26 protein-coding genes are annotated in these 26,742 nt (G+C 38.9%); 7 read left to right on the forward strand and 19 right to left on the reverse strand.

The window, feature by feature from the left end; genetic code table 11:
* Nucleotides 1–75: 75 nt before the first annotated feature.
* From gcvH to B5473_RS06940, 5 genes are all read right to left on the reverse strand, one after another.
* Nucleotides 76–456: a glycine cleavage system protein GcvH gene (gene gcvH / locus B5473_RS06920; protein WP_079524200.1), complete on the reverse strand. Its 381-nt coding sequence runs from the start codon at nucleotides 454–456 to the stop codon at nucleotides 76–78.
* Between the two features lie 80 nt (nucleotides 457–536).
* The gene (locus tag B5473_RS06925) at nucleotides 537–893 is read right to left on the reverse strand and encodes an arsenate reductase family protein (protein ID WP_079524201.1); all 357 of its coding nucleotides are present in this window, start codon (nucleotides 891–893) and stop codon (nucleotides 537–539) included.
* Between the two features lie 344 nt (nucleotides 894–1,237).
* Nucleotides 1,238–3,022, reverse strand: a complete 1,785-nt coding sequence (locus tag B5473_RS06930; protein ID WP_079524202.1) for an acyl-CoA dehydrogenase family protein — start codon at nucleotides 3,020–3,022, stop codon at nucleotides 1,238–1,240.
* 49 nt (nucleotides 3,023–3,071) lie between these two features.
* Nucleotides 3,072–4,244, reverse strand: coding sequence for an acetyl-CoA C-acetyltransferase (locus B5473_RS06935; protein WP_008408694.1), 1,173 nt, complete (start codon nucleotides 4,242–4,244; stop codon nucleotides 3,072–3,074).
* A gap of 122 nt (nucleotides 4,245–4,366) precedes the next feature.
* On the reverse strand, nucleotides 4,367–6,751 hold the full coding sequence (locus tag B5473_RS06940) for a 3-hydroxyacyl-CoA dehydrogenase/enoyl-CoA hydratase family protein (protein ID WP_079524203.1): 2,385 nt from the start codon (nucleotides 6,749–6,751) through the stop codon (nucleotides 4,367–4,369).
* 241 nt (nucleotides 6,752–6,992) lie between these two features.
* Here B5473_RS06940 and B5473_RS06945 point away from each other — a divergent pair, with 241 nt between their 5' ends.
* The 3 genes from B5473_RS06945 (at nucleotide 6,993) to B5473_RS20865 (ending at nucleotide 8,756) form a co-directional block, all read left to right on the forward strand.
* Nucleotides 6,993–7,310: a thioredoxin family protein gene (locus B5473_RS06945; protein ID WP_079524204.1), complete on the forward strand. Its 318-nt coding sequence runs from the start codon at nucleotides 6,993–6,995 to the stop codon at nucleotides 7,308–7,310.
* Nucleotides 7,311–7,449: 139 nt separating this feature from the next.
* Nucleotides 7,450–8,643: an MFS transporter gene (locus B5473_RS06950; protein ID WP_079524514.1), complete on the forward strand. Its 1,194-nt coding sequence runs from the start codon at nucleotides 7,450–7,452 to the stop codon at nucleotides 8,641–8,643.
* A 2-nt stretch (nucleotides 8,644–8,645) separates the two neighbouring features.
* Nucleotides 8,646–8,756: an SDR family oxidoreductase gene (locus tag B5473_RS20865; RefSeq protein WP_254865265.1), complete on the forward strand. Its 111-nt coding sequence runs from the start codon at nucleotides 8,646–8,648 to the stop codon at nucleotides 8,754–8,756.
* A gap of 208 nt (nucleotides 8,757–8,964) precedes the next feature.
* On the opposite strand, the gene B5473_RS06960 is transcribed toward B5473_RS20865, so the two are convergent.
* Together B5473_RS06960 and B5473_RS06965 are read right to left on the reverse strand one after the other, a co-directional pair.
* On the reverse strand, nucleotides 8,965–10,386 hold the full coding sequence (locus tag B5473_RS06960) for a hypothetical protein (RefSeq protein WP_079524205.1): 1,422 nt from the start codon (nucleotides 10,384–10,386) through the stop codon (nucleotides 8,965–8,967).
* Nucleotides 10,355–10,879, reverse strand: a complete 525-nt coding sequence (locus B5473_RS06965) for a sigma-70 family RNA polymerase sigma factor (protein WP_079524206.1) — start codon at nucleotides 10,877–10,879, stop codon at nucleotides 10,355–10,357. Before B5473_RS06965 ends, B5473_RS06960 begins: the two co-directional genes overlap by 32 nt.
* Before the next feature lie 130 nt (nucleotides 10,880–11,009).
* Here B5473_RS06965 and B5473_RS06970 point away from each other — a divergent pair, with 130 nt between their 5' ends.
* Nucleotides 11,010–11,537 (forward strand): C39 family peptidase, encoded by a 528-nt coding sequence (locus B5473_RS06970; RefSeq protein ID WP_079524207.1) that lies wholly within the window; start codon nucleotides 11,010–11,012, stop codon nucleotides 11,535–11,537.
* A 68-nt stretch (nucleotides 11,538–11,605) separates the two neighbouring features.
* Here the strand turns inward: B5473_RS06970 and B5473_RS06975 are convergent, their stop codons facing one another.
* The 5 genes from B5473_RS06975 to B5473_RS06995 all read right to left on the reverse strand — a co-directional run bounded on the left by B5473_RS06975 (nucleotide 11,606) and on the right by B5473_RS06995 (nucleotide 18,057).
* The gene (locus B5473_RS06975) at nucleotides 11,606–12,484 is read right to left on the reverse strand and encodes a 5'-3' exonuclease (protein WP_079524208.1); all 879 of its coding nucleotides are present in this window, start codon (nucleotides 12,482–12,484) and stop codon (nucleotides 11,606–11,608) included.
* 68 nt (nucleotides 12,485–12,552) lie between these two features.
* On the reverse strand, nucleotides 12,553–14,037 hold the full coding sequence (hutH, locus tag B5473_RS06980) for a histidine ammonia-lyase (protein ID WP_079524209.1): 1,485 nt from the start codon (nucleotides 14,035–14,037) through the stop codon (nucleotides 12,553–12,555).
* Nucleotides 14,038–14,288: 251 nt separating this feature from the next.
* Complete coding sequence (locus B5473_RS06985; RefSeq protein ID WP_079524210.1) at nucleotides 14,289–16,286, reverse strand: ABC1 kinase family protein; 1,998 nt, start codon at nucleotides 16,284–16,286, stop codon at nucleotides 14,289–14,291.
* A 13-nt stretch (nucleotides 16,287–16,299) separates the two neighbouring features.
* Nucleotides 16,300–16,737 carry an SACOL1771 family peroxiredoxin gene (locus B5473_RS06990; protein WP_079524211.1) on the reverse strand — a complete coding sequence of 146 codons (438 nt, stop codon included), beginning with the start codon at nucleotides 16,735–16,737 and terminating at the stop codon, nucleotides 16,300–16,302.
* Nucleotides 16,738–16,842: 105 nt separating this feature from the next.
* On the reverse strand, nucleotides 16,843–18,057 hold the full coding sequence (locus B5473_RS06995) for a carboxylate--amine ligase (protein WP_079524212.1): 1,215 nt from the start codon (nucleotides 18,055–18,057) through the stop codon (nucleotides 16,843–16,845).
* A gap of 176 nt (nucleotides 18,058–18,233) precedes the next feature.
* On the opposite strand from B5473_RS06995, the gene B5473_RS07000 reads away from it, so the two are divergent.
* The gene (locus tag B5473_RS07000) at nucleotides 18,234–19,160 is read left to right on the forward strand and encodes a DUF4003 family protein (RefSeq protein ID WP_079524213.1); all 927 of its coding nucleotides are present in this window, start codon (nucleotides 18,234–18,236) and stop codon (nucleotides 19,158–19,160) included.
* A 50-nt stretch (nucleotides 19,161–19,210) separates the two neighbouring features.
* Here B5473_RS07000 and sstT read toward each other — a convergent pair whose 3' ends face one another.
* Together sstT and B5473_RS07010 are read right to left on the reverse strand one after the other, a co-directional pair.
* A complete protein-coding gene (sstT, locus tag B5473_RS07005) occupies nucleotides 19,211–20,422 on the reverse strand; it encodes a serine/threonine transporter SstT (protein ID WP_079524214.1) in 1,212 nt (403 codons plus the stop codon).
* A gap of 211 nt (nucleotides 20,423–20,633) precedes the next feature.
* On the reverse strand, nucleotides 20,634–21,572 hold the full coding sequence (locus B5473_RS07010; RefSeq protein WP_079524215.1) for a bile acid:sodium symporter family protein: 939 nt from the start codon (nucleotides 21,570–21,572) through the stop codon (nucleotides 20,634–20,636).
* A gap of 169 nt (nucleotides 21,573–21,741) precedes the next feature.
* On the opposite strand from B5473_RS07010, the gene B5473_RS07015 reads away from it, so the two are divergent.
* On the forward strand, nucleotides 21,742–21,942 hold the full coding sequence (locus tag B5473_RS07015; RefSeq protein WP_079524216.1) for a hypothetical protein: 201 nt from the start codon (nucleotides 21,742–21,744) through the stop codon (nucleotides 21,940–21,942).
* 43 nt (nucleotides 21,943–21,985) lie between these two features.
* Here the strand turns inward: B5473_RS07015 and B5473_RS21050 are convergent, their stop codons facing one another.
* From B5473_RS21050 to B5473_RS07030, 4 genes are all read right to left on the reverse strand, one after another.
* Nucleotides 21,986–22,117: a hypothetical protein gene (locus tag B5473_RS21050; protein ID WP_303047308.1), complete on the reverse strand. Its 132-nt coding sequence runs from the start codon at nucleotides 22,115–22,117 to the stop codon at nucleotides 21,986–21,988.
* A 155-nt stretch (nucleotides 22,118–22,272) separates the two neighbouring features.
* Nucleotides 22,273–23,337, reverse strand: coding sequence for a hemolysin family protein (locus B5473_RS07020; RefSeq protein ID WP_079524217.1), 1,065 nt, complete (start codon nucleotides 23,335–23,337; stop codon nucleotides 22,273–22,275).
* A gap of 54 nt (nucleotides 23,338–23,391) precedes the next feature.
* A complete protein-coding gene (locus B5473_RS07025) occupies nucleotides 23,392–24,720 on the reverse strand; it encodes a hemolysin family protein (protein ID WP_079524218.1) in 1,329 nt (442 codons plus the stop codon).
* 278 nt (nucleotides 24,721–24,998) lie between these two features.
* Nucleotides 24,999–25,469: a Fe-S oxidoreductase gene (locus B5473_RS07030; protein WP_254865266.1), complete on the reverse strand. Its 471-nt coding sequence runs from the start codon at nucleotides 25,467–25,469 to the stop codon at nucleotides 24,999–25,001.
* A gap of 236 nt (nucleotides 25,470–25,705) precedes the next feature.
* Here B5473_RS07030 and B5473_RS20435 point away from each other — a divergent pair, with 236 nt between their 5' ends.
* A complete protein-coding gene (locus B5473_RS20435) occupies nucleotides 25,706–26,215 on the forward strand; it encodes a hypothetical protein (protein ID WP_139377707.1) in 510 nt (169 codons plus the stop codon).
* 117 nt (nucleotides 26,216–26,332) lie between these two features.
* Here the strand turns inward: B5473_RS20435 and B5473_RS07040 are convergent, their stop codons facing one another.
* A complete protein-coding gene (locus B5473_RS07040; protein WP_079524221.1) occupies nucleotides 26,333–26,737 on the reverse strand; it encodes a pyridoxamine 5'-phosphate oxidase family protein in 405 nt (134 codons plus the stop codon).
* Between the last annotated feature and the right edge of the window lie 5 nt (nucleotides 26,738–26,742).

A 26,742-nucleotide genomic window follows, 5' to 3' on the forward strand; every position in this document is an offset into this window, starting at 1 on the left:
TTCATCCGTCACCTTTATATATAGAATAACAAAAAAACACTAAAACCTTTACTTAGAAGGCTTTAGTGTTCTAGATTATTGTTCGATTAAAGCAGTGTAAGCGTCTGCGTCTAATAATTCATCAACTTCTGCTTCACTTGTTAACTCAACAGTAACCATCCATGCATTGCCGTATGGAGATTCATTTACGTATTCTGGATTGTCCAATAATTCTTCGTTGATTGCTACAACTTTACCAGAAAGTGGTGCATATAGTTCAGAAACTGTTTTTACAGATTCTACACTACCGAAAGGCTGATCCTTTGAAATTTCATCGCCTACTTCAGGTAACTCTACGAATACGATATCGCCTAATTCAGATTGTGCGAAATCCGTAATGCCGATTGTCGCTTTACCGTCTTCAATTTTAACCCACTCATGCTCTTTTGAATAACGTAATTCTTTAGGTGTGCTCATTCGAAAACCTCCATGTTATATGTAGTACATTCAAGTTCATTTTGCCATATTTCGTTCGGAAATACAATGTGAATAACTGTTTATTTCCAAGTTTCTAAGAAGTCAGACTCCTTAAATCCTAAAGTTAATTTTTTACCATCTGTAACGATCGGTCGCTTAATTAACATACCATCCGATGCCAATAGCTCTAATTGCTCATCCTCGGACATTGTCGGTAATTTATCTTTTAGGCCTAATTCACGATATTTCATGCCAGATGTATTAAAGAATTTTTTCAACGGCACTCCACTTGCTTCATAGATTGCTTTAAGTTCCTCTTTAGATGGTGTCTCCTCAACAATATGAATATTTTCATAGTCCACACCTTGCTCATCTAGCCATTTTTGCGCTTTTTTACAAGTTGTACATTTTGGATATTGGATGAATTTTACTGTCATGTAAGTACTCCTTTTTGCCCTGGATTTTCCTATATTGTAACGGATATAGAAGGACAAATCAAAAATGTGTTCGCATTATCGGAGTTTTAGTAGTTATGGTTTTTATTAGAAGATGTGTGAAGATATTAGAACATGCCGGACTTATATTAGAAGAACGGCTTCACTTATTTGAAACTCTGAGTGACATATTAGAAGATACGGTACTTATATTAGAACTTCCCAGATATATTAGAACTTCTGAAATTATATTAGAACTTCTGAAATTATATTAGAACATTTTACGTTTTATTAGAAAATACATAGAAAAACCGGGTGCAAAGCAATGCACCCGATTACAAACTTTATTAAACTACATATTTTTCTGCTTCGATTAGTTTCGCAGCAGCTTCACGTTTTTTCGGAATTAAGTTGTAAGGGTTGTTGCGCGTTAATTTACGTAATGCTGATAAAATCATACGTGCATCGTCACCTTCAACTGAAGCGATTAATGTTTCTTTTGCTTCTTTTTCGATTTCTCCGAATGCTTCTTGACAGAAAATTTGAGTGTAAAGTATTTTTTGTGCTGCTTTTTCTTCTCCGTCACGCTCGATTGCTTTTTGTGTACGGATCACTGCAGATTCCATTGCGTATAATTGGTTTGCAATGTTCGCGATGTTCACTAACAGCTCTTGCTCCGCATCCAGTTTTGCACCGTAGCGTTGAGCTGCTGCACCTGCTGCAAGTACTGCGATCTTCTTCGCATTTTTCACTAAATATTTCTCTTGCTCTAAAGCACCTTGGCCAATTTCTTCAGGCATAAGCATTAGTAGCTCGTTTTGCAGTCCTTGTGCTACTTGTAATAGCGGTAACTCACCTTTTAATGCTTTTTTCATAAATGTGCCAGGTACGATCATACGGTTAATTTCGTTTGTACCTTCAAAAATACGGTTAATACGAGAGTCGCGGTAAATGCGTTCAACTTCGTACTCCGCCATAAAGCCATAACCACCGTGTAATTGAACCGCTTCATCCGCTACGAAATCCAATGTTTCAGAACCGAATACTTTTGCGATTGAGCACTCAATAGCATATTCAGCGATTGCTGCTGCGATTGATTTGCCGTCTTTTTGCTCTTCATCAGATAACTGGCTTAAACGGTCTTCGAAGTAACCAACTGTACGATAGTTTAAAGATTCAGATGCATAAATGTGAGAAGCCATTGATGCGATCTTTTCTTTCGTTAAATTGAAGTCCGATAATTTTGTTTTGAATTGTTGACGTTGGTTTGTGTAAGCAACTGCTAATTCAAATGCACGTTTTGATGCACCTACAGTACCTACCCCTAATTTATAACGTCCGATATTTAAAATGTTGAACGCGATAATATGACCGCGTCCTACTTCACCTAGTAAGTTTTCTACAGGCACTTCTGCATCTTCTAAAATTAATGTACGAGTTGAAGATGATTTAATCCCCATTTTCTTCTCTTCCGGACCTACAGAAACACCTGGGAATGAACGCTCAACAATGAATGCAGTGAATTTATCGCCATCGATTTTTGCGTATACAACGAATACATCTGCAAAGCCTGCATTTGTAATCCATTGTTTTTCGCCATTTAATACATAGTGTGTGCCTGCTTCATTTAACTTAGCCGTTGTTTTAGCGCCTAATGCATCCGAACCTGAACCTGGCTCTGTTAATGCGTATGCCGCGATTAATGCGCCTGAAGCTAACTTCGGTAAGTACTTCGTTTTTTGCTCATGGTTACCGAATAATACGATTGGTAATGAACCGATCCCTACATGGGCACCGTGAGTGATTGAGAAACCGCCAGCCGGTGACATTTTTTCTGCGATTAATGCAGAAGAAATTTTGTCTAAGCCTAAGCCTTCGTATTCTTCAGGCACGTCAGCTGCTAGTAAACCTAAATCTCCCGCTGTTTTTAATAGACGTACAGAGTGATCAAACTCATGGTGCTCCAAGTTTTCAACTACCGGTAATACTTCGTTCGTTACATATTCCTGTGTTGTCTGAGCAATCATTTTTTGCTCATCTGTGAAATCTTCCGGTGTAATTACGCGGTTAATATCCACGTCCTCGATTAAAAAGCCGCCACCTTTAATAATGCTGTTTGTTGTTTGTGCCATTATAAATTCCTCCCTAGTTTCCTTTGTGATTGTTTATTTCCCCAGACAATTAAAGAACTTCAAATACCCCTGCTGCGCCCATTCCGCCGCCGATACACATTGTTACAACACCGTATTTACCGCCGCGGCGTTTTAATTCATTGATTAGCTTCACTGTAAGGATCGCACCTGTTGCACCTAGTGGATGACCTAATGCGATAGCCCCTCCGTTAACATTCACTTTCTCCATATCAATACCTAGCTCACGAACTACTTGAATTGACTGTGATGCGAATGCTTCGTTAATCTCCCATAGGTCTACCTGATCTTGTGTAATCCCTGCAATTTCAAGTGCTTTCGGTACTGCTACGATTGGACCGATACCCATTACTTCCGGTGGAACTCCGCCGACAGCAAATCCTAGGAATTTCGCCAGTGGCTGCATTCCTTGTTTCTCTGCTTCTTCACGGTCCATTACAAGTACTGCTGCTGCACCGTCAGAAGTTTGAGAAGCATTTCCTGCTGTTACCGAACCTTTTACATTGAATGCTGGACGTAATTTTGCCAACGTTTCTACCGATGTACCTGGACGAACCCCTTCATCTGTATCAAAGATCGTAACTTTTTCTTTTAACTGGTTGTTTTCATCGACATAATATTCCGTTACTTCAACCGGAACGATTTCGTCTTTGAATTTACCTTCTTTAATCGCTTTTTCAGCTAATTCGTGTGAACGTACTGCAAAAGCATCCTGTTCTTCGCGTGTTACATTGTAGCGATTCGCTACCTCTTCAGCTGTGTGACCCATACCGATATAGTATTGTGGTGCCTCTTCAGCAATTTTCGGGTTTAGACGAACTGTATTACCAGTCATCGGTATCATACTCATCGATTCTGTACCACCTGCAACGATTGCTTTTGCATGGCCAAGCATAATGCGCTCTGCTGCATAGGCAATTGTTTGCAGCCCTGATGAACAGAAACGGTTCACTGTTAATGCCGGTGTTTCATCCGGTAACCCTGCCAATGCCCCAACTAAGCGGGCAACATTCATCCCTTGTTCTGCTTCTGGCATTGCACACCCCATAATTAAATCATCAACCGGACCTTCATAGCCCGCGCGTTTTAATGCTTCTTTTACTACTACTGCACCAAAATCATCTGGGCGAGTGTTCGCAAGTGACCCTTTTTTCGCACGTCCGATTGGTGTTCGTGCTCCTGCAACGATAACGGCTTCACGCATAATGATGTTTCCCCCTTGTGATTAGCCGGCAAGTAAACTCGTAAGCTAGTTGCCGGCAAAATATTTCAACTGATTCAACGATTTAAGATAAAGTCTGTCGCTTTTCGCGGCAATGACTTCTATTAGTTACGTAAAGGCTTTCCTTTTACAAGCATGTGCTGCATACGCATTTGTGACTTTTGGTCTGCAACCAGTTCCAGGAATGCTTGTTTTTCCAGGTTTAATAAGTACTCTTCTGACACTTCTGTTCCGTATGGTACTTTACCGCCAGCGATTACATATGCAAGTTTCTTCGCGATTTTCAAGTCATGCTCTGTAATATAGCCTGAATCAAACATTCCTTGTGCACCTAACAGCAATGTTGCATAACCTGGTGCGCCTACTACTTTCACCGGCTTTTTCACCGGTGCTGTATAGCCTGCTTCTGCAAGTGCAAGTGCTGCCTGTTTTGCATCATAGATTAAATGATCCGGATTTACTGAAATACCGTCCGCAAAGTCCAGGAAGTTATTTTCACGTGCTTCTTCACCAGAAGTCGAAACTTTCGCCATTGCAATCGTTTCGAATACTTTGTTCGCGATTTGCTGGTAGTCTACATCTACGCCATTTGGCAAGCCTTTAATGAACTTTTGGTAAAGACCTAAGTTACCGCCGCCTCCTGGGATTAAGCCGACACCAACTTCTACAAGACCCATATATGTTTCAGCCGATGCTTGAATATGTGCAGCAGGCAAACATACTTCCGCTCCGCCGCCTAGCGCCATTTGGAATGGTGCCGCAACAACCGGTTTTGTAGAGTACTTAATACGGCGCATTGCCTGCTGGAATGACTTAATAACAAAGTCCAGCTCGAAAATATTATCATCTTGCGCTTCCATTAAAATCATGGCAAGGTTGGCACCGACACAGAAGTTTTTGCCCTGGTTCCCGATTACGAGACCTTTAAAGTTTTTCTCCACTTCATCAATCGCATAGTTGATCATCTGAACAATGTCTAAACCGATTGCATTTGATTTTGAGTGGAATTCCAGTAATGCGATTCCGTCACCTAAATCGATTAGGCTTGCACCTGAATTCGATTTGATCACACCATATTTCTTCTTGTAGCGTCTTAAGTCGATCGCTTTTTCATTTACAGGCACTTTTACATATTCGGAACCGTTGTAGTAAGCTAGATCGCCATCGATTTCTGAGTAGAATGTTTTCAGGCCTTTTTCTAAAAAGCCAGTAACGAATTCAGGAATTTCACGGCCTTCTTCTTTCATTTTAGCGACTGATTTTTCTACGCCGATTGCATCCCACATTTCGAATGGACCTTGAGCCCAGCCGAAGCCCCATTTCATCGCATTGTCAATTGCAACGATGTCATCAGCAATTTCACCTACTAATTTTCCTGAGTAAATTAATGTCGGTGCAAATGAATTCCATAATAGTTCCCCAGCTCGGTCATTTGCATAAATTAAAACTTTTAATTTACCACCTGGACCTTTTGCTTGTTTTGCCATTTCTAGTGACGGAGCAACTAGTTTAGTAGTCGGTTCATATTCAAATGTCGATAAATTCAGTTGCAGAATTTCTTTCCCGGCTTTTTTGAAGAAACCTTGGCCCGATTTCGCGCCGATCCAGCCATTTGAGATCATTTTCTTTAAAATAGGCGATTCTTCAAATACTGCCTGTTCTTCACCCGTTGTCTGGTCATATACATTTGTTGCAACATGTGCGAAAGTATCTAGACCAACAACATCCAATGTGCGGAATGTCGCAGATTTCGGACGACCGATTAGTGGTCCTGTTACCGAATCAACTTCACCTACTGTATAGTTACGTGCAATCATTTCGTTCATTGTCACGATTAAACCGTATGTTCCGATTCGATTTGCGATAAAGTTCGGTGTGTCTTTCGCGATCACAACACCTTTACCTAACACATCCTCACCGAATGTTTGCATAAAGCTTACAACTTCCGGTTTTGTCGTATTAGCCGGAATGATTTCCAGTAACTTTAAATAGCGTGGCGGGTTGAAGAAATGTGTCCCAAGGAAATGCGCCTGGAAATCTTCTGAACGACCTTCCGCCATTGCGTTAATGCTAACCCCTGATGTATTTGATGAAATGATTGTGCCTGGTTTACGTACCGCATCAATCTTTTCAAATAAACCTTTTTTAATATCTAATCTTTCTACAATTACTTCAATAATCCAGTCCACATCTTTCAGCTTTTCTAAATCATCGTCAAAGTTACCTGGTGTAATTAATGCTAGATTTTTTTTCGATGAAAGTGGTGCTGGTTTTTGCTTTAGTAATTTTTGCATTGCCGAAACTGCAAAACGATTTTTTACAGGTTTTGAATCAAGTGCTAACCCCTTAGCTTCTTCTTCCTTTGTTAATTCGCCCGGAGCGATGTCCAATAACAATGTAGGAATCCCGATATTCGCCAAATGTGCTGCAATCCCTGAACCCATTACCCCTGAACCTAAAACCGCTACTTTTTCAATTTTGTAAGACACGAGCACTTCCCCCTTCTCCCTTGAATGAACAGTCATTCATTTTGAAATCAAAAAAAAACTTCAAACAGCTTTTCTGTTCTTAGTGTAGATTATTTTGACAATTTACGCAATAATTTTCTCGCAATTTTAAATAAATTTATTATTCTTATATTTTTATTGCCAGAAGGTACATAGATTAAGCTAAATTACTTTTCGTAAGCTGCTCTAATCGTGTACAATGGGCATAAGGAGCGTGATTAATATGCAAGAAATTACAACAATTGAACAATTCACAGAACTAACAAGCACTGAAAAACCAGTAATCGTAAAATTCTTCGCTGGCTGGTGCCCGGACTGCACACGTATGGATATGTTTATCGATCCAATTATTGAAGAGTACAATCAATATGACTGGTACTCCATTAACCGTGATAACTTCCCGGATTTAGCGGAAAAATATCAAGTAATGGGTATTCCATCATTACTAATCTTCAAAAATGGTGAGAAATTAGCACACTTACATAGTGCTAATGCAAAATCACCTGCACAAGTGGAAGAATTTTTAAACGCACAAGCATAATATGTAGTTACGACTAAATCCAAAAGTTTACCGCTTTTGGATTTATTTTGTTTATTTTTCTAAGTTAAAGCGCTAGTCATAATGGGGTTTTTTAATTACAATGGATTACGTGAAATTTTATTGTAAGAAAGGAAAATTTATGACTTCAGATCAACGAAAAAAGCTCGCTTTACTTATGCTTAACATGTTTATTGCTGTTGGGAGTTTCGGGATTATCATTCCAATTATCCCTGCCTATTTAAAAGAAATTGGGCAAGGTGGAACAGCTGCTGGATTAATCATTGCGATTTTTGCATTCGCACAATTTTTAGTATCACCTATCGGAGGGAAATGGACGGATAAGTATGGTCGTCGCCCGCTCATTAATATCGGACTGCTTACGCTGGCTATTTCGATGTTTCTTTTCTACTTTGCTGATTCCATATGGCTGCTTTACTTATCACGTGCTATCGGCGGAATCGGCTGTGCATTCCTGATTCCTGCGATTTTCGCATATGTAGCAGATATTACAACAATGGAACAGCGTGCAAAAGGAAATAGTTTTATTTCAGCCTCGATGTCACTTGGTATTGTAATCGGACCAGGTATCGGAGGTTTTTTAGCGGATTTCGGACTTAAAACACCGCTTCTTGTTTCGGCGGTAGTCGGGCTTCTTGCGTTTATCGTTTCATACTTTACATTGGCGGAGAGCCAGGAAGAGAAAGTAGAAATTCCACAAGACGCAAATTCATCAATGGTGAAAGATATTATTTTATCTGTTAAAAAGCCATTCTTTATTCCATTGATAATTACACTGATCATGAGTTTCGGTTTAATGGCTTATGAAACTGTTCTTGGACTTTATGTAGATGATAAATTTGGTGCAACACCACAGGAAATTGCCTTTATGGTAACATCAACAGGATTAGTCGGTGTTATTATGCAATTGTTTGTAGTTGACCGTCTCGTAAAAGCCATCGGAGAAGTAAATGTATTAAAATTATTTTTAGTCGTTACCGCTTCCGGCTTCTTCCTGTCGATTATCGCAGGAAGCTATACGATGTTCTTTGCGATTTCGTTATTAATATTCCTTGCAACTTCCATTTTGCGTCCTGTACTAACAACATTAATTTCAAAAATGGCCGGGAATGAACAAGGATTTGCAATGGGCATGAACAATGCCTATATGAGCATCGGCAATATTATGGGCCCTCTTCTTGCAGGCGCATTATATGACATCGATATCCTATACCCGTTTATCGCAGGTTTAATCATATTAATTTTTACAATCATGCTTACTTTTATGTGGAAAGGTATTAAGATTCAAAAAGCTGCATTAAAAGGAGGCCATTAATCGTGAAAATGATTGTATTCCGGGCCACTGGTGGCGTGGGACAGCATTTTGTTGAAATGGCTGTTAAGGCTGGTCATACAGTTACCGCTTTGTACGTATACCTGAAAAATTAAAAACCGATTATAAAGAAGCAGTCGATACAGTTCCAAAAGGTTCAAGCTCGATTCCAAGAGCAAGCGTGGCTCATTTTATGGTAAAAGCATTGGATGATGCCCAATATGAAAACAAATCAGTTGGCTTATGCAGCTAAACTTAACAGACGAAAACTATCCCAAAAGCTTGAGGTAGTTTTCGTTTTTTATTTGGCATTGTTATGACTTACTATTCCGTATAATCATCTAAATTAACAGGAACGGTATATTCGATTCCTTTTTCATCTTTCAAAATGCGCGGTGCAGTTCGGGTTAATGTCCAGCTAAAGCCATTATCACCCGTGATGAAATATTGATTGTCTTTAGTTTCTATTTGAATATTTGTGTATGTTTCCTCGATCAACTCCCCAGAAAGCGATTTACCTCGATAATGGATCGTATTATCATTAAAAATATAAATTAGCTGGTCATTATAGCGATGGGCAATTGACATATCATTAAAATGTTCTGGCCTCGCTTCAAGTAAGCCAATTTTACGCTGATCTGTATAAATCCTCTTCTCAGTAAATGAATAGTATGTCGATAATTGTTTCAAGTCATCGCTATATTCGACAAGTAGGTATGGTCCTATATCTTCTGTATGATAAAATTCCGAGGGATGTACAAGGTTAGCCTGTTCAAAAATATTTGCATACATCAGTTGCCCTTCTTCAATTGTTATTACTTTCGGCTCTTCTCCACCAAATATTAAAATCGGTTCTTCATGGAAATCTGTCGCATACGTTGTCACACCTTGATATCTAATCTGACCTGTGACAATTTGATAATCCCCAGCTTTATTTCTGTAAATATACGTTGTGTCATTTGCCTCAGTATCTAAAATGAAAAACTGATCACTAGTACCCGTAATTACCACTGTCGGTTGATCACTTGCAACATTTAAGTCGAGACGTTTTCCTTCCGGTGTTTCAAATACTCGCCAATTCCCCTCATCCGTTGGGATTTGATACAATATATGGTCATTCACCGGTTGAATTTCTGCTCCATTTATATCCAACTCTAAATTCTCTAAAACCGGAGCATATGGTGCTTCTTTATATTCCAGCAAGAACTCTTTTGGCAGTTCTATATTTTCAGTGTAAAGCACCATCGATTGCGTAATGTCCAATTTAATCATTTCGGATTCCTTATTAATGACGAGCTTATCTAAATATTCGATATCATTCGCTTGTAGCTTTAAAAAAAGGGTAATTGATTTTTCAGTATCAATTGTTTTAATCACTTCAACAGGTTTATTGAATTCAATTATAGAATAACGTGCATAAGCCTGTTCACTGTCAACCGAGGATAACTTTGCTAATGCTTTTTTATCTTCCTGAATAATCGCTTCGTAAAAATCAGCAACTAACTGTTGATGATTCTCCTCCAAGTATGAAGATTCTATTTCAACAGCCTGTAAAGTTTGATTCGGAGTAAAATACAACACGACACCAACCGCAAGCATTAACAGAACAACTATGGCCGGCTGCAAAAATGGCAGCGGTTTTTTACGTTGCTTTTTTTGCATTACTTTTTGTACAAATGCCTCCTCCATAAGCGGTTGTCTGCCGATTGTTTCATCAATTGCTTGCTTCACTTGAGAATTTGTCATGCCATTCACCACCTTTTAATTGTTCTCTTAACTTTTCACGTCCACGCCTAAGCCTGGTTTTCACGGTATTATCAGAAATCGATAGCAAGTGTGCAATATCATCGATTTTCAGTTCTTTATAATAATAGAGAATTATAATTTCACGGTATTTAACCGGTAGCTCAAGTACCATATTTCCCAGTAATTGATTTTCGCTTCGTTCAAGCACACGCTGTTCTGCAGATTTGGTGCCTTTAAAAATTTTCTGAATTTTATTTGTTAAAATGGTATTTTTGTAGCTCCAGCTGCGTAAATAATCATAACTACGATTGATCGTCATTCGATATAAATACGTTCGGTAACTCGCATCGCCACGAAATTGCCCTCGCTGCTCATAAGCTTTTAACAGCACGTCCTGTACAATATCTTCTGCCATTTCTTTGTTTTTCACATATGTATAGGAAAGTCGAAGCAATTCTTCGCCATGTGTTCTTATAAACACTTCAAGCTCCATTTTCTTCCCCCCTTTGTTTTCATTGCTAACCGTTAGACGGAGCTGTTTTATTTTTAGTTTCAACTTTTAATGATTAAATTTTATAAATTTGGGTATTAAACTACTTTATAACACTTTGGAGGTTTTGAGTATGCGAGTATTATTAAATGTAAATGGCAGGTCACAATATAGTTCGGACATTCGGCCTGAATATCAAAACTCGGCATGCGGCCCTACGACTGCACATGTTATTTTGAATTACTTATGCGAAGATGAAACAATCCGCACAAAAGATGTAAATGAACTTTATCAATTTTTAGGCGGCACAAAAATCGGACTTTTTAAATGGCGGATGATCAGAAACTTGCGTCGATTACTCGGAGAAGACTGGTGTATCGAGGAATGTACATTAACTCAGGCGATTGAGCAATTACGCTTAGGAAATCCGGTTGCGATGAAGTTTGATGTGTATTTTACCGGGCAGTTTCTGAAAAGTTATACCCCTCTCTATAAATACCACTGGGTACCACTGATTGGTTATGAAATAATAGACGATGAACTATACTTAACGATTCACGATAATGGCGGCCGCAATCGTGACAGTCAAATCCGAACTTTTAAATATGATGACAACCGAAAAATATTAAGCTTTGTTAAAATTGAAAAGGAACAGCATTAGCTTTTGGCTATTGTTTTTGAGCAATCAAAAAGAAGAGGCGGTAGTCAGATACCTGCCTCTTCCTTAACTTATTTATAAATCGAGCGTGCGTGTTTTGCGATTAAGCGATAGCCATGCTGTTCAATATGATCAAACAGCTCCGGTGCATATGGAGATAAAGCTAATTGATCCAGTTCCACGTCAATCGGTACATCACAATGGATTGTTGCCAGTTGATGCGATAAGCGTAACATCGCTTCGTTTTCACTAATTTTAATACGCTGACCCGGTTTTAATGTTGGCAACGCTTCTAAAACGCCATCGATGGAACCATGATTTTGAATTAGCTGTAACGCTGTTTTCGGTCCAATTCCTTTTACCCCCGGGTACCCGTCGCTCGTGTCTCCCATAAACGCTTTAACTTCCGCGAATTGTTTTGGCGCAATGCCATATTCCTCTACAAATCGGCTTTCCGTATACATATCGTATTCTGTATAGCCTTTTTTCGTTAAGGCAATTGTTGTGGAAGGGTTTAGTAATTGCAGTAAATCTTTATCACCGCTAATGACAGTAATTTGTGCTTCGTCTTTCCACTTCTCGACCATTGAGCCGATCAAGTCATCCGCTTCTAGACCTTGTGTACCAAAATTCTGCCACCCGATCATTTCCGATACTCTTTTCGCCATATCAAATTGCGGCAGCATCTCTTCCGGTGGTGCAGGTCGATTCGCTTTATAGCCATCGTACAGGTCATTACGGAATGTCACTGCGCCCATATCCCAGCATACCGCCAAATGTGTCGGCCGCATCAGATTCTGTGCTGTCAATACATGACGGGCAAAGCCTTGAACACCATTTGATGGTGTCCCGTCATCTAAACGTATAAATTGATTCATTGCAGCAGACGCAAAAAATGAACGAAATAATAGCGCCATACCATCAACTATTAATAAATGTGGTTTTGTCATAATAAATCTCCTCTTTCTACTAAACACTTATTATAACAAAAGCACCGGTAGAATGTAGCTGTAAATACTTACCCATTCGGTTTCAAGTAGTCGATAATACGATTCACGTCTTTGCTGAAAATACGATCTTCCGTCACTGCAGGTGCTATGTTGCGAATGTCTTTCCACTTCTCATAAAGTTTTGGCGACATGTTCTCTACACCCCGGTATTCTACTGCCTGTGCTGCACAAAATGCCTCGATTGCCAGTACATTTCTTACATTTTCAATAATCATGCGCGCATGGCGAGATCCCGTAGTACCCATCGATACATGGTCTTCTTGATTTGCAGAAGATGGAATGGAGTCAACCGATGCAGGATGTGCCAATGTTTTATTTTCCGATACTAAACTTGCTGCGCTATACTGCAAAATCATCGCGCCTGATTCAAGTCCTGGATTCGCACTTAAAAATGCTGGCAATCCCTCATTTAACTGCGGATTTACTAATCGTTCAATCCGGCGCTCTGATACATTGGCCAACTCCGCCATGCCGATTTTCAGAAAGTCCATCGCAAATGCAATCGGCTGCCCATGGAAGTTTCCTCCTGAAATGACTAAACCGCCATCATCAAAAATAAGCGGATTATCTGTTGCTGCATTTATTTCGATTTCGAGCTTTTCTTTAACGTAATTCAATACTTGCCAGCTCGCCCCGTGGATTTGCGGGATGCAGCGAAGCGAATACGGATCCTGCACACGCTTTTCCCCTTGATGAGTAATAAGTTTGCTGTCCTTTAACCAATCACGCATACGCTCTGCCACAGCCATTTGTTCTTGCATGCCGCGCGCTTCATGAACAGCTGGATGGAAAGCATCGATTATCCCGTATAAACTTTCCATCGTCATTGAAGCAATCCATTCACTTGCATAAGCCAGTTTCTCGGCTTCCAAATAATTGACTACGCCTTGTGCAGTCATTGCCTGGGTTCCATTGATTAACGCAAGACCTTCTTTTGCCTGCAGTTCAATTTTCGGCAGTCCCAGCTGTTCAAATATTTCATGTGACGGATGTTTACCACCATTTACAAATACTTCCCCGTCCCCAATGACCGCTAAAACTAAATGAGAAAGTGGTGCTAAATCTCCGGATGCTCCGAGTGAACCTTGCTGTGGAATTACAGGAATTATGTCTTCATTAATCATCCATAACAGCCGCTCCAGCACTTCCAAGCGGATACCTGATAACCCTTTTAATAATGCATTTAATCTAAGCACCATCATCGCTTTTGCAACGTGTTCCGAAAAAGGCTCCCCAAAACCGCATGCATGCGAACGAATTAAATTAACTTGCAGCTTGCTTACTTCATGCTCTGCAATTTTCACATCGCTGAACTTTCCAAACCCTGTATTAATCCCGTATACGGTTTTATCCTGCTGAACAATCCTTTCCACTGCGTCACGGCTTTTAACAACACGTACTTTAGCTTCTTCCGCTATCTCTATTTTTTCCCCATTATATAAAATACGCCCCAATTGTTCGATCGATAAATTTTGACCGTTTAACTGAATCATTTACAGCACCCCTTTTAACTATTCTTATCTCTCAAATTTATTATTGTTTAAATAGCAGTTAATTGCTACTAAAATTTCACGATTAAAATCATACTTGAGTTGAAAAAGCTTATTTTAAAGGCTTTGTACGTTTTATTTCTAAAAAGTTGTTCACCTGCTAATACATTAATCTTCTAGCGATTTAGTATTTTATTATAGTAAAGTGCTAAAGCGAAAAAGGACAAAAAAATAGAGATCCCGTAATAGGATCTCTATTTTGTACGCTTCATATCTCGGATTGCTTGAATCGATAATCGTACGAGCAAGATCGCACATAAAAACAAACCTAAATAAGCAGCCGTATTTAAATAAATTGCATAAGCATTATGAATAAATTGAGAGATTGCTAGTAATGCAACCGATATAATTCCAAATGTAATTCCAACCATCAGCAAAACTAACCTTGAAAACAGCTGTGTTACAAACATGGAATTCGCTTTATCCGAAAAAATATCATGATGCAAAATGATTTTACCGCTCTCCACTTTTCTGAATAACTGATCTAGACGTCGCGGTATTTTCCGTAGATTCGGCAACATCAGTGCCAGTTCTTCTTCGATTAAGTCTTTCGTCTCTACCGGATGTTTGAACGGTTTCAGGAAGCTTGATTTCAAATAATCATTGGAGAAGTCTTTTACTTCACTGAAAATCCTGAATCTTGGGCAAATAATAGACAATGTACCGTCTAATGTTACAATGGCACGTAATGCCACGTTGACGGACGGATAGAAATGAAGTCCAAATTCACGCACAACAGAGAAAATGGAGTACATTAGCTCATCAGTCGGAATCGTAGACACATAGTTGATTTTCAGCAGAATCTGGCTAATTGCCTGCTCCATTTCGTGCCGATTGATCTGCTCGGCATTTTCTACAAGCTGGGCAATCCCATCAACAACAAGCGCTGCATCGTTTTGATGAATTCCGACAAGGAAGTACTTTAACCCTTCCTGCTGCAATTCAGCTAAACGGCCGACAGCTCCATAATCGAGAATCGCGACACGTCCGGTTGTTTCCTCAATATAAATATTCCCCGGATGCGGGTCAGCATGGAAAATCCCAGAAACAAGCGTTTGTTCCAAAAACGAATACAATAATGTTTTTGCAAACTGATGACGGTCAATGCCTAAATCTGTAAATAGTTCATTCGCTACTGTAACGGACTTCCCTTTTATATATTCCATTACCACAACATTGGAATTACTGCATTCTCGGTATACTTTCGGTACTTTTACATCAATACTGCCACGTTCTACAATTTTGGCAACCTGCTCCATATTACGAGCCTCGATATTAAAATCAATCTCTTCCTTCAATGCCATACTGAAGCCTTTCGCCAAATCGTAAAAACCTAAGTTTTCAGCCCATTGCGATTTACTCGTAATCCATCTAGCAAACTCCATTAAAATCGATAGATCATCCTGCATTATATTTTTCACGTCAGGTCGTAAAAACTTCACAACGACAGGTTCGTCTGTTTCCTTTAACACCGCTTTATGTACTTGACCGATTGAAGCGGAAGCTAATGGTGTTTTACTTATATAGGAAAAGATTTGATCCGCACCCGCATTAAAGTTTTCAGCAATTATTTGGTCAACTTGCTGTTCGGAAAGGGGCTTTACATGTTGCTGAAGCTTTTCAAGTTCATCAATAAAAATCGGGGACAAGAGCTCTTTACGTGTTGATAGTACTTGTCCAAATTTAATAAATACCCCGCCGCACTGCTCAAGTGTATCCCTTAATGCTTTTGCGAGTTCACGTTCATCATCGCGGGCACGGGCATATTTCATCGTTCGTGTGACTCCGTTTGTTACAGCAATTCCCACTACTTCACGTAAACGTTTTTGACGCTTCCAATACGTAATAAGTGTTTTAAAATAAGAACGCCTGCCGACAGGTGTGCCGTTTTCATTCAATTCTATCGAATCAAACAGCTCAAAAAACAGATAAAGCAGCATCGAAATGAGAAGCATACAACCAAGCCAGATAATAGTTGTAATGTTGACGACATTTGAAACAATTCCTTGGTCATAATAGTCTGATCCACGCAAATATGTATACCAGAAAACAAAGGTCGTTAAGGAAACACTAATTAGCACGGATAATAATCTTTTCATCAGACTTATTTGTGATCCGATTAAACGGCCGCTAATAAAGAATATTAGCGCGGATGCAATGAGCAGTTGAATTATCGCTGAAATGAAATCCATTCAAATCGCCCCTTTAGGTCAAAGTTAAATGTGTATGCACTTCTACATTCCCTTTTAACGCTTTACTAATCATACAAGTTTCCTCTGCCTTATATGCATAGCGCTCCGCTATACGACGGGCACGTTCATCTTCTTTATTCTGCAGGTCAATGTCGACATAATGGTGGATCGCTTTGTATGTAAAAACACCGTTTGTAACATCAACAAGGCCTTCTGACTTCAAATTCAGCTTTGCGTCAATTTGACTTCGCTCAAGCATTGCCGCTAGTGTAATTAAATAACAGGTAGCCGCGGCACCGAGAAGCATTTCATCCGGATTTGTCCCAATACCAGGTCCATCCATTTCAGGCGGAATCGAAATTTGTGTGTGCAATCGTTCGGTTTTCAAATCTCCAACCGCATTTCGCCCCCCTGGCCAGTCAATCTTTAACGTAAATGTATGTATCGTCATAAATATCACTCTTTTCAATTTTCTTTAACTATAACATTTTGGTCTAAGATTTTCAGAATATGAAAACAGCCGACTAACAGAAAGTTTCTGTTAATCGGCTGATGTTTACCATATGTTTTGTTTATATTTTTTATAGTAGTTGACCTGACGAATAAACATGTAGATTTTGCGTTTCAAGTGCTTGTCCTGTTTGTAGAACAACGGATTTACAAGTTTCTTTTCCTTGATCAGACGTCGAATATCCTTTTTCACCGTTTCATCGTAAACGAATTTTTTCAATACAATTTTCGGAACGACTGAAAACAGGACATCTCCTTTTAAATACGAGCAAGGTTTTGGAATATCGTAAATCAGATCTTCCACAAAGTTGCGCGCCAAATTATGACCCATAGCGTTAATATAATAACTTGAACGACCTTGACGGATATTTACTTCGAATACTTTAAACTTCCCGTCACGCTCATCGTATTTCAAATCAAAGTTACCGTAGCCGCGATAGCCGACCGCTTCTAAAAAGCCGCGCATTTTCGTCATCACTTCTTCGTTGTAGCGAGTTATAAGCGCTGTGTAATTGCCGATCGCCGTTTTCGTATGTTCCTGAAGGACAACTTGTGCAAACGATACAAGCTGTGTTTCTCCTTTTGAATTGACATAGACAACCGAATCCCACATTGCTGTATCATCACCGGGAATATAATCCTGAATAATGAGCTCTTCCTGATAGCCGCTATTTTTAATCATATCGATTACTTTTTGAACTTCTTCTTTGCTTTCCACTTTGAAAACTTTCGCCTGGCCTTCAAATGGATGACGGCTATATTCGATCCCGTTACTCGGTTTAATAATAACCGGATACATCATCTCAGTTTCAAATGCACCATCTGTTTTGCAATCATAAAATACAGTCGTTGGAATATCGATTCCGTATTGTTCGCACAGCTTATAGAAATTGGATTTAATCTGCAAGTCATTCATTAAATTCTCATCGATATAGTTGAACACGAAATAATCTCTTAGGATCGCGCGGTTTTCAATAATTAAACGGACGTATAAATCGTTTGTGCCGATTAAAATCAGCTTTTCCGCTTCATTTTCATATTTCTTCGCTACGCTAATTAATATTTTGGCGAACTGATCCGGTTCACCAAGTTTTTTGTCATACTCAATCGCACGTGGAATATTGCTTAAGTTCGTAAAAGGCAAAACACCTTTTCCTACTAGAATCGGACGGATTTTATATTCTTCATGGAAAGAAATCGCCATGTTATATGCATTAATATCAGTACCGACAATAATCGGTAAAAATGGTTGTCGAGTCATTACTATACTTCCTCTCAATCTGTTCAACGGTCTTTATATTTGATTTATCACTTATTTATCATACAATACTCTATCGATTTATGCTGTATTTTGTAAACGGTTTTTATTATTTCCCGAATATTTTAATGAAACTTCTCCTCGTTTAAAACGTACGTATTAAGTAAGAGGTGATCGGGATGAATGCTCAATTACAATTATTTTTTACAAACATTGATAAAATCGTTTTATATTTTGGGGCAGATGCAAAATATTTTTATATTGACCTCGCATTGAAGCTGACTGTCCGCAATATTGTATTCAACTATGAAGATTATGAAAAAGTTCGTCAGCAAATCAAAAACAATACAAAATGGTATAACTTTGCTCGGGTTAATACTCAAATTATTAATACATACTTTGTTCATTATGCAAAGGAACCTGAAAAAATCGGTGAGACTTTAAATCTCCACAAATTGCTGACAAAGCAGTTTACCCGCCATGATGACAGCTATATTGCAGCTGCCTATTTAAAATCGGAAGACCATATCGAACGAATCAATCTGTTAATTAAGGATTTAATGAACAAACAAAGCGTAAAATATGCGCCATTAAAACTTTCCACTAGTGCGATGCTTGCCGGACGGGCGGAAGACACAAAAGTACTGGCAAATAGTGTGGAACAGTATTATCAGGCACTTGTGTCAATCGGCTATGCAAGAACAAAAGACACGACAAATACAGCTGTCATTTTAACAATCGGAACAGGGAACTTTCATAACGAAACCTTTGCCCGGTTAAAAGAGCTGACAACGTTTATTAAAAAGACAGAAAAAAAGCTGAAGCCGCATCATTACAATACGATTGCCCTGCTCTCGCTCGCCAAATTTGAAGTTCACCAGTTCCCGGCACTCCATGATATGCATGAAGAAATTTGCCGCTTTTTAAAGTTAGATCGTAAGCAGTTTAACTCGCTGCTTGTCGCCACTCAAATTTACACATCGACTGAAGCAATCGGTGACTTACCCTCATATGATGTAGATTTCTCCACAATTATTTTCTCTGCTGCAGAGCATTCAAATACAGGACATTTTGATAGCGACATTACTGCAGGCGGTGCTGATTGAATCATAAAAAAACTGTGCTGAACCGGAATCGATTCCGTTCAGCACAGTTTTTAGTTTTGATTACGTTCTTTTGCATATTCAGCTGCTGCTGTAAATACGATATCTGTCGAAGAATTCAATGCTGTTTCACAAGAATCCTGAATTACACCGATGATGAAACCAATTGCCACGACTTGCATCGCAATATCATCTGAAATTCCGAATAAACTACACGCTAACGGAATCAGTAACAGTGAGCCGCCTGCAACCCCAGATGCACCTGCAGCTGATACTGCAGCCAACACCATTAAAATTACCGCAGTAAGGAAATCAACTTCAACTCCCACTGTATGAGCAGTAGCCATCGTCAGCACAGAAATTGTAATTGCTGCCCCTCCCATATTAATATTGGCACCAAGTGGAATTGAAACAGCATATGTATCCTTATCCAACTTCAATTTTTCCGCCAACGCCATATTTACCGGGATGTTCGCCGCAGAACTACGTGTGAAGAATGCTGTAATTCCACTTTCTTTGATCGATGTAAAGATAAGCGGATACGGATTTCTGCGTGCTACTGCAAATACAATAAGCGGATTGACAACAAGTGCCACAAAAAACATTGTTCCTACTAGAATCAGGATTAATCGTAAATACTCACCTAACGCAGAAATACCTGTTGTGGAAACCGTCTCGAATACAATCCCTAAAATACCGAATGGCGCTAAGCTAATGATCCATTGCACTACTTTTGTAATGGCATCCGACAAGTTGGCAATAACGCTTTTAGTCGTATTATTAGCAGCCTTTAGAGCAACCCCCAAAACGACTGCCCAAGCTAAAATACCAAGATAATTTGCATTCATAATTGCACTTACCGGGTTTGTCACAATATTGAATAATAATGTTTCAAACACTTCAAAAATTCCACTTGGCGGCGTCAAATCCTCCGCACCGGTTTTTAATGTTAAAGTTGTCGGGAAAATATAGCTGACCATAACAGCTACAAATCCTGCCGCTAATGTCGCAACACCATATAAAGCAAGAATCATCTTCATATTTGTTGCTTTGCCGCCAACATGTGAAGCAATCGCATTAATAACAAGTACAAACACTAAAACAGGTGCAACTGCTTTTAAAGCTGAAACGAATAGAGCCCCTAGAATGGTAATACCACTTACTGTGTCAGGAACCGTTAGTGCTAAAATAACGCCAATAATTATACCAACAATAATACGGTTTACTAAGTTGATGCTGTTCCATTTTTCGAACAATCTTTTCATAATTTCCCCCGCTATTCTAAGATGTTACATTGCTTCTGGATGTTTGAGACGAGTAAGTGAATGAAATTTTATACACTACAATCTTTCTCCTGCTGAAGCTTCATTTTTATATAACACTTCTAGATTTAATTATTTACTATAGAATAATCATACAATGTGCGACTAAACAATACAACTGTATTTTTCCACAGTACAATTTTACCAAGCCGCTTTATTCTACTGCCGAATTTTTTCGGATTATTTTATAAAATATCGAAGCTAATACTTGCTGGAATAACATCCCGAAAACGACCGGCATTGCTACTTTTGACGGGAAATATGTAGTAGCGATAACGACCCCTACCGCAATATTCCGCATTCCCCCATTAAAGACAAATGTCGCCTGATCGGCCTCTGATTTCCAAAACAGTCGGCCAAGCACAAGGGATAGTATATAGCCGGAAACTGCTAAAAATAAGACAACCGCAATTACTTTTGCAAGCTCCCAGTCTATCGTTTTTACATAGGGTGCAATTGCACTACTATTAATCATAATAATTGCGAACAAACAGAGCTTCGAGATTAAAGACATTGGTTTTCCATATTGTTCGAACAACTTTCCTTTTGTCCATTCATTGACAAGGATACCTAATATCGAAGGTAAGACAATCATCCAAATAAGATCAAAAATAAGGGCTGGTGTATTTAGGGATATAGACTCCCCGACAACTAAATGCAAGATTAACGGCATGAGAATCGGAGCAAGCAATGTATCAATCAAAATGATGGCGAGTGACAAAGGCAGGTTGCCTTTACTGATTGTCACCCAAATGACGCTCGTAACCCCTGTTGGCACGGCAACGGAAATGAGAAAACCTATTGTTAATAGGCGGTCATCGAATATGAGCTCTGCCAGAAAGAACGCCCATAAAGGCATGAGAATATGTAGAAAAGCAATCATAAATAAAATCGTTTTAGGATGTTGTTTAAACACTTTTATATCGCGAAATTTCAGATTCAAACTGCTGATGAAAGTCATTACCGCAAATAATAACGGCACTAGAAAAAGAAAATGGGTACCGATTTTTTCGAGCAGAACACCGATGACTAAACTGAGCGGTGTTAATACTGGCATCCACCTTTGAATAAATTGGTTTAGCGATTGAACCATGTACTGCGCCTCTTTTCATGAATTAGTATTCCTTACCGAATTGTAACATAAGCACAATGCTTCCGGACGGGATGGAAATCAGCCTTCTATCAAGTAATGGAACCATTTAAATAGATTAGTCAGCCAACATTATGTTATTTTTATGATATGTATTTAAGGAGGTTTTACAGTGTCATTATCTAAAAAAGGCTATCTTGTCTTATTTATCGGGATGCTTTTATTAATCAGTTCCATCTTCTTCACAACTAATTGGAGCATTACATCATGGTTGATATTATTTATCGTCAGTCTTCTATTCTGTACAGTCGGAATCATTATGTTAATTGTACATTTAGTTAAACAAATAAAGTTGGAAAAGCAAAATAAGTAAAACAAATGAAAAAATGAGCAACCTTATTATTGGTTGCTCGTTGTTATTTTTCTTCTTTTACTGACAGGATGTTAACGGCTTCTTCATATTGAATGCGTACTGTTTTTCTGGCGCGTACTGACGACCTTGCTTTTACTTGAACTTGCTTTTTTTCGCCATTATGCTCAATTTCCACTAAAAAGCATTTTGCCCCACATTGCATATTCTTCAGCTCCTTATTACTTCAATTATAACGACAATTATCCTTATAATCTATTTACTCAACTTTCGGTACTACTGCAAAAAAAGCCGCAAATAATGGACAATCTGACCATCATTTACGACCTTTTTTTATGTTGAGGGAATAATTTCTCCATCATCTTCATCTTCAATTTCTCCCACAATTTCAGAAAGGATATCTTCCATCGTAACAAGGCCGATTGTGATACCTTTTTCGTCGGTTACAATCGCCATATGATTGCGGGTTTGCTGCATTTTTAAAAACACATCTTTTATCGCTACTGTTTCTTTATAGCGAGGAATCTCACGAATGTGCGTAGTAAAAGAATTCGTACGTCCTGCAGCAATATCAGTCAGCATTTCCTTAGAGTTAATGAAACCAGTAAAGGCTGCTGTATTTTTAGTACGATCAATGACCGGATAACGCGTAAATTCGTATTCATCAATTACAGCAAGAATTTGCTGTAATGTATATGTTTTTTCGATTGTGATAATTTCACTGCGCGGAATCATTACTTCCCTCAATTTTCGCGTATCAAAAGCGAAAATATTTTCTAAATAGGCAAGCTCCGTCTGGTTGATTTCCCCTCCCTCATAACTTTGTGTCACAATCATTTTAAGCTCTTCTTCCGAGTAAACTGTATCGTGGCCAGCCGGTTTGACACCAAAGATTTTGAGCAGCCCGCGAGCAGAACCATTTAATACGGAAATAATCGGTCCTGTAATTTTACCGAACCAATAAAGTGGCGGTGCCAATAATAGTGTCATTTTTTCAGCATACTGGATGGCTAATGTTTTTGGCATCAACTCGCCAAGTACTACGTGTAAAAAAGTAACAACCGATAGGGCAATCACATAAGAAAGGGCTGTTGCAACCGCGGCTGGAATGCTGAAATAGTCAAAAACAGGCTCAAGCATTTTTTCTACGGTCGGTTCACCTAGTGCACCAAGAATTAACGCTGTAATCGTAATCCCAAGCTGACAGGCCGATAAATAATAATCCAAATCCTGTGTTACCTTTTTTGCAGTGACGGCTTTTTTATTGCCCTCTGCGATAAGCTGATCGATTCTTGACATACGCACTTTTAAAATCGAGAATTCTGCCCCAACGAAAAAGGCTGTTAACAAAATAAATACCGCAACTAAAATTAAATTTATAATTATAATACTGTCCAATTAATTCCCCCGGAATATGAGGGATTCACCTCCAAGACATAAAGTATTGATCATTTACTGCTGAAGTTTATATTGCCTTAATACAACTTCTTTAATTTGATAATTATCCATATCTGAAATGACCCATATATGGTCGTCGAATTTTATTTCATCACCGATTTGAAGCTCTTCTCCGTTTTTGATTGAGTCGATATTCGTATGCTGAATCCATCCGCCAATTGTATCAATCTCTTCACTGTCCTCAAACTCAAATCCGAAACGATCTTCCAGTTCATCAAGCAGTACACGGCCATTAATCGTATACTCGTTTTCTCCTGATTTACGGATATCATCTACTTCATCCTCGTCAAATTCGTCCCGAATTTCTCCAACCAGCTCTTCCAAAACGTCTTCCATCGTTAATACACCAGCAGTACCGCCATATTCATCGATAATAACCGTCATATGCACTTTCGCCTTTTGCATTTTTAAGAGTGCATCCTGGATACTCGTCACTCCTAAAACAAAAGGTACTTTTGTTAAAAACTGCTCGAGCTGTACCGTGCGATTTGAAACGATATGGCTAAGAAGCTTGTTAGCGTTGACAACACCAATTATGCGGTCTTTATCATTATTTTCAACAATCGGATAACGTGTATAGTTATGTTCATCTAAAATTTGGATAATCTCTTCGGCGCTCATATCTTTGTCGATTGTAACTAAGTCTGTTCGCGGCACCATAATATCTTTTGCAGCACGTTCATCAAAAGCGAATACATTTTCTAAATATTTCAGTTCTTGCTGGTCTATCTGGCCACCCTGGAAACTTTGAGCCATAATTATTTTCAGTTCCTCTTCCGAATAGGCCTGTTCTTCACTTGCTGATTTAACACCGATTGCGCGTAATAGTAAACGAGATGTTCCATTTAATGCCTGGATAAACGGATACATAATTTTACCGAACCAATAAAGCGGTCCTGCAAGCATTAATGTTACTTTCTCGGAAAACTGAATCGCTAACGTTTTTGGCGCCATTTCGCCGATTACTACGTGCAAATAACTTACAATGGCAAGTGCTATTACATAAGAAGCAGCCGAAGCTACTACATCTGAAACATTTAACCAGTCAAATACAGGATACATCAGTTCTTTTACATACGGCTTTGTAAACGCTCCCAAACCGATTGCTGTAATTGTAATTCCAAGCTGACAGGCAGATAAATAATAATCAAGGTCCCCTGCTACTTTTTTTGCAATGACTGCTTTTTTATTACCTTCTGAAATCAATTGATCAATACGGGATTTACGGATTTTTACGACAGCAAATTCTGCTGCTACGAAAAATGCGGTTAAACCTAAAAAGATAATTAATAAAATGATGTTTAATATGGTGTTTACGTCCAATTACTTCCCTCGGTGTGAGGGATTCACCTCCAAAAATAAAATTTATGATTAATTGGCCTTTCTCTTATGTACCCAACTATCCTATTGAACATGCTAACAATAATGGAGAAGTTACTAATTCCTTTAAGAGAATTCTCCCTTCAAAACCATCACGTTATAGTTTAAGAAGATTATATAGTTTTTATTTTCAAATCACAATTAATTGTGCCCAAAAAATAAAAAATTACAAAAAAAAGTTTTCAACTTTGAATAATCAAAGCTGAAAACTTTTAATAAATTTATTCCACGTCGACTGAAGATTTTATAATTTCGCCATTATATAATTGAACTTTTTCATACTCATCCTTCTCTACTTGGAGAACGAATGTATGAGGCATACCTTCGTCTTCACATTTTTGTCCGACATTGTCGATCAACTGAACTGCTAGGTAATTCCCGTGTTTGTAAACATTATCGACTGAAGTACCACAGCTGCCAGAGTAAGTGACAATAAATACTGCCATATATTTATCCATATCAATTGTGAAATTGTCTACATCAAACCGGCCTTGCAGTGATTCAAACTGTCCTTGTGTATTAGCATAGGCAATATGCGGAACGAGCGACTCATAAATCGGTGCAATTTTTTCATCATACTTAACAATTTCGAATGGTACTGCCTGTTTCTCGGTAAATGTAACTTTTGTACTTTCTCCATTACTACAACCTGCCAACACCAATAAAATAATGGCCAATAAAAATTTTTTCATTATATAATCCCTTCTCTTTTACATCTTCTTAGTGATTTTAGTTCACTTATAAACATTTTTCAATTCATCTATCTTTTAAACCGTTTTTCCTGACTCCATGCAGAATAAAACATCTATACACGTTGGGCGAAAAAAGGATCTGACTGGTATTTTAGCCGTTAATAGGCGAATTCCTATTGGCGTTTATCCGCATTTACATACATTACAAAGAATACTTAAGAAAGAAGGTATGCTTGTTGTATCAGAATCCGTTTGAACGCTTTGATGAGAGCCCTGAAGGACAACCATTTCAACAACAGTTTTTCCCGGGACCACCAGGATCAGGTCCGGGAGGTTTCCCTGGAGGTTTCCCTGGTAGCCCAGGTGGTTTCCCGGGACCTGGACCGGGATTCCCGGGAGGTGGCCCTGGAGGTTTCCCAGGCGGTGGTCCTGGCGGCTTCCCTGGAAGTCCCGGAGGTGGACCGGGCGGTGGTCCTGGCGGCAATACCCCAATGCCAGCGGGACCGCCCCCTTCCTTTACTCCCCAAATGACACAACTAACCGCTAGCCAGTCACAACAAGGTTCCAGTGGAATAAGACGCTGTATATATCGTAATACGTTTATATGGCAACGAAATGGCAACAGTTTTTGGTTCTTCCCGACGTTTGTTACAAGCAATATGATTTTAGGTTTTAGATGGGGTCGATTCGGCTGGGTATTTAGTTCAGTAAACCGTAACTCTATCCTGACTTTCCAATGTTTCTAGGCTCAATATAAAAGCTCTTATGCGGTAGTATTCAATACTACGCCATAAGAGCTTTTTCTTTTTGGTGCTTTTTTGCATTCTGACAGTTATTTTAGCGAAGTGCTCAAATGGCATATTTTACAACTTCAGTTCCTGCGGTTCACCATTGTTCATCAATTTAATCGATACCGGGTCAAATTGAAGCGTAATCATGTCACCGTCTTCTGATGTAAAGATGTCTTTAAAGAAGTTCGTAATTTTCAGCTTTAAAGTGTCATCTTTCACTTCGCTTAGTTTTGCTGTAATTTCTAAATACGGAGCATCTAGATCTTCCTTTGTATAGCCCAGTAAAATATGAGTGTAAGGATTTTCATTTAAATCATACACTTTTTGTGAGTCTTCAGTAGTTGTTGCATACAGCGTGAAGTCTTCATTTGTAAATGTCATGTAACGAACATAAGGGTGACGTCCGTTTAATGTAGCCATTGTCCCGATTTTATGGTCTTTAATAATTGAAAGTACTTTTTCTTTTAATGTTTCCATTACAC

Origin of the sequence: Solibacillus isronensis, assembly GCF_900168685.1 — a bacterium.
GTDB classification, from domain to species: Bacteria; Bacillota; Bacilli; order Bacillales_A; family Planococcaceae; genus Solibacillus; species Solibacillus isronensis_A.

Bases quoted from the DNA above. Each gene is read 5' to 3' on its own strand.
- B5473_RS06975 (WP_079524208.1), bottom strand. From the start codon at position 12,484: ATGACAAAACCACATTTATTAATAGTTGATGGTATGGCGCTATTATTT.
- gcvH (WP_079524200.1), bottom strand. From the start codon at position 456: ATGAGCACACCTAAAGAATTACGTTATTCAAAAGAGCATGAGTGGGTT.
- B5473_RS07030 (WP_254865266.1), bottom strand. From the start codon at position 25,469: ATGAAAAAATTTTTATTGGCCATTATTTTATTGGTGTTGGCAGGTTGT.
- B5473_RS06995 (WP_079524212.1), bottom strand. From the start codon at position 18,057: ATGACTCGACAACCATTTTTACCGATTATTGTCGGTACTGATATTAAT.
- B5473_RS06985 (WP_079524210.1), bottom strand. From the start codon at position 16,286: ATGGATTTCATTTCAGCGATAATTCAACTGCTCATTGCATCCGCGCTA.
- sstT (WP_079524214.1), bottom strand. From the start codon at position 20,422: ATGAAAAGATTGTTCGAAAAATGGAACAGCATCAACTTAGTAAACCGT.
- B5473_RS06945 (WP_079524204.1), top strand. From the start codon at position 6,993: ATGCAAGAAATTACAACAATTGAACAATTCACAGAACTAACAAGCACT.
- B5473_RS06965 (WP_079524206.1), bottom strand. From the start codon at position 10,879: ATGGAGCTTGAAGTGTTTATAAGAACACATGGCGAAGAATTGCTTCGA.
- B5473_RS06960 (WP_079524205.1), bottom strand. From the start codon at position 10,386: ATGACAAATTCTCAAGTGAAGCAAGCAATTGATGAAACAATCGGCAGA.
- B5473_RS07000 (WP_079524213.1), top strand. From the start codon at position 18,234: ATGAATGCTCAATTACAATTATTTTTTACAAACATTGATAAAATCGTT.
- B5473_RS06970 (WP_079524207.1), top strand. From the start codon at position 11,010: ATGCGAGTATTATTAAATGTAAATGGCAGGTCACAATATAGTTCGGAC.
- B5473_RS06925 (WP_079524201.1), bottom strand. From the start codon at position 893: ATGACAGTAAAATTCATCCAATATCCAAAATGTACAACTTGTAAAAAA.
- B5473_RS06990 (WP_079524211.1), bottom strand. From the start codon at position 16,737: ATGACGATACATACATTTACGTTAAAGATTGACTGGCCAGGGGGGCGA.
- B5473_RS06935 (WP_008408694.1), bottom strand. From the start codon at position 4,244: ATGCGTGAAGCCGTTATCGTTGCAGGAGCACGAACACCAATCGGACGT.
- B5473_RS06930 (WP_079524202.1), bottom strand. From the start codon at position 3,022: ATGGCACAAACAACAAACAGCATTATTAAAGGTGGCGGCTTTTTAATC.
- B5473_RS07040 (WP_079524221.1), bottom strand. From the start codon at position 26,737: ATGGAAACATTAAAAGAAAAAGTACTTTCAATTATTAAAGACCATAAA.
- B5473_RS06950 (WP_079524514.1), top strand. From the start codon at position 7,450: ATGACTTCAGATCAACGAAAAAAGCTCGCTTTACTTATGCTTAACATG.
- hutH (WP_079524209.1), bottom strand. From the start codon at position 14,037: ATGATTCAGTTAAACGGTCAAAATTTATCGATCGAACAATTGGGGCGT.
- B5473_RS07010 (WP_079524215.1), bottom strand. From the start codon at position 21,572: ATGGTTCAATCGCTAAACCAATTTATTCAAAGGTGGATGCCAGTATTA.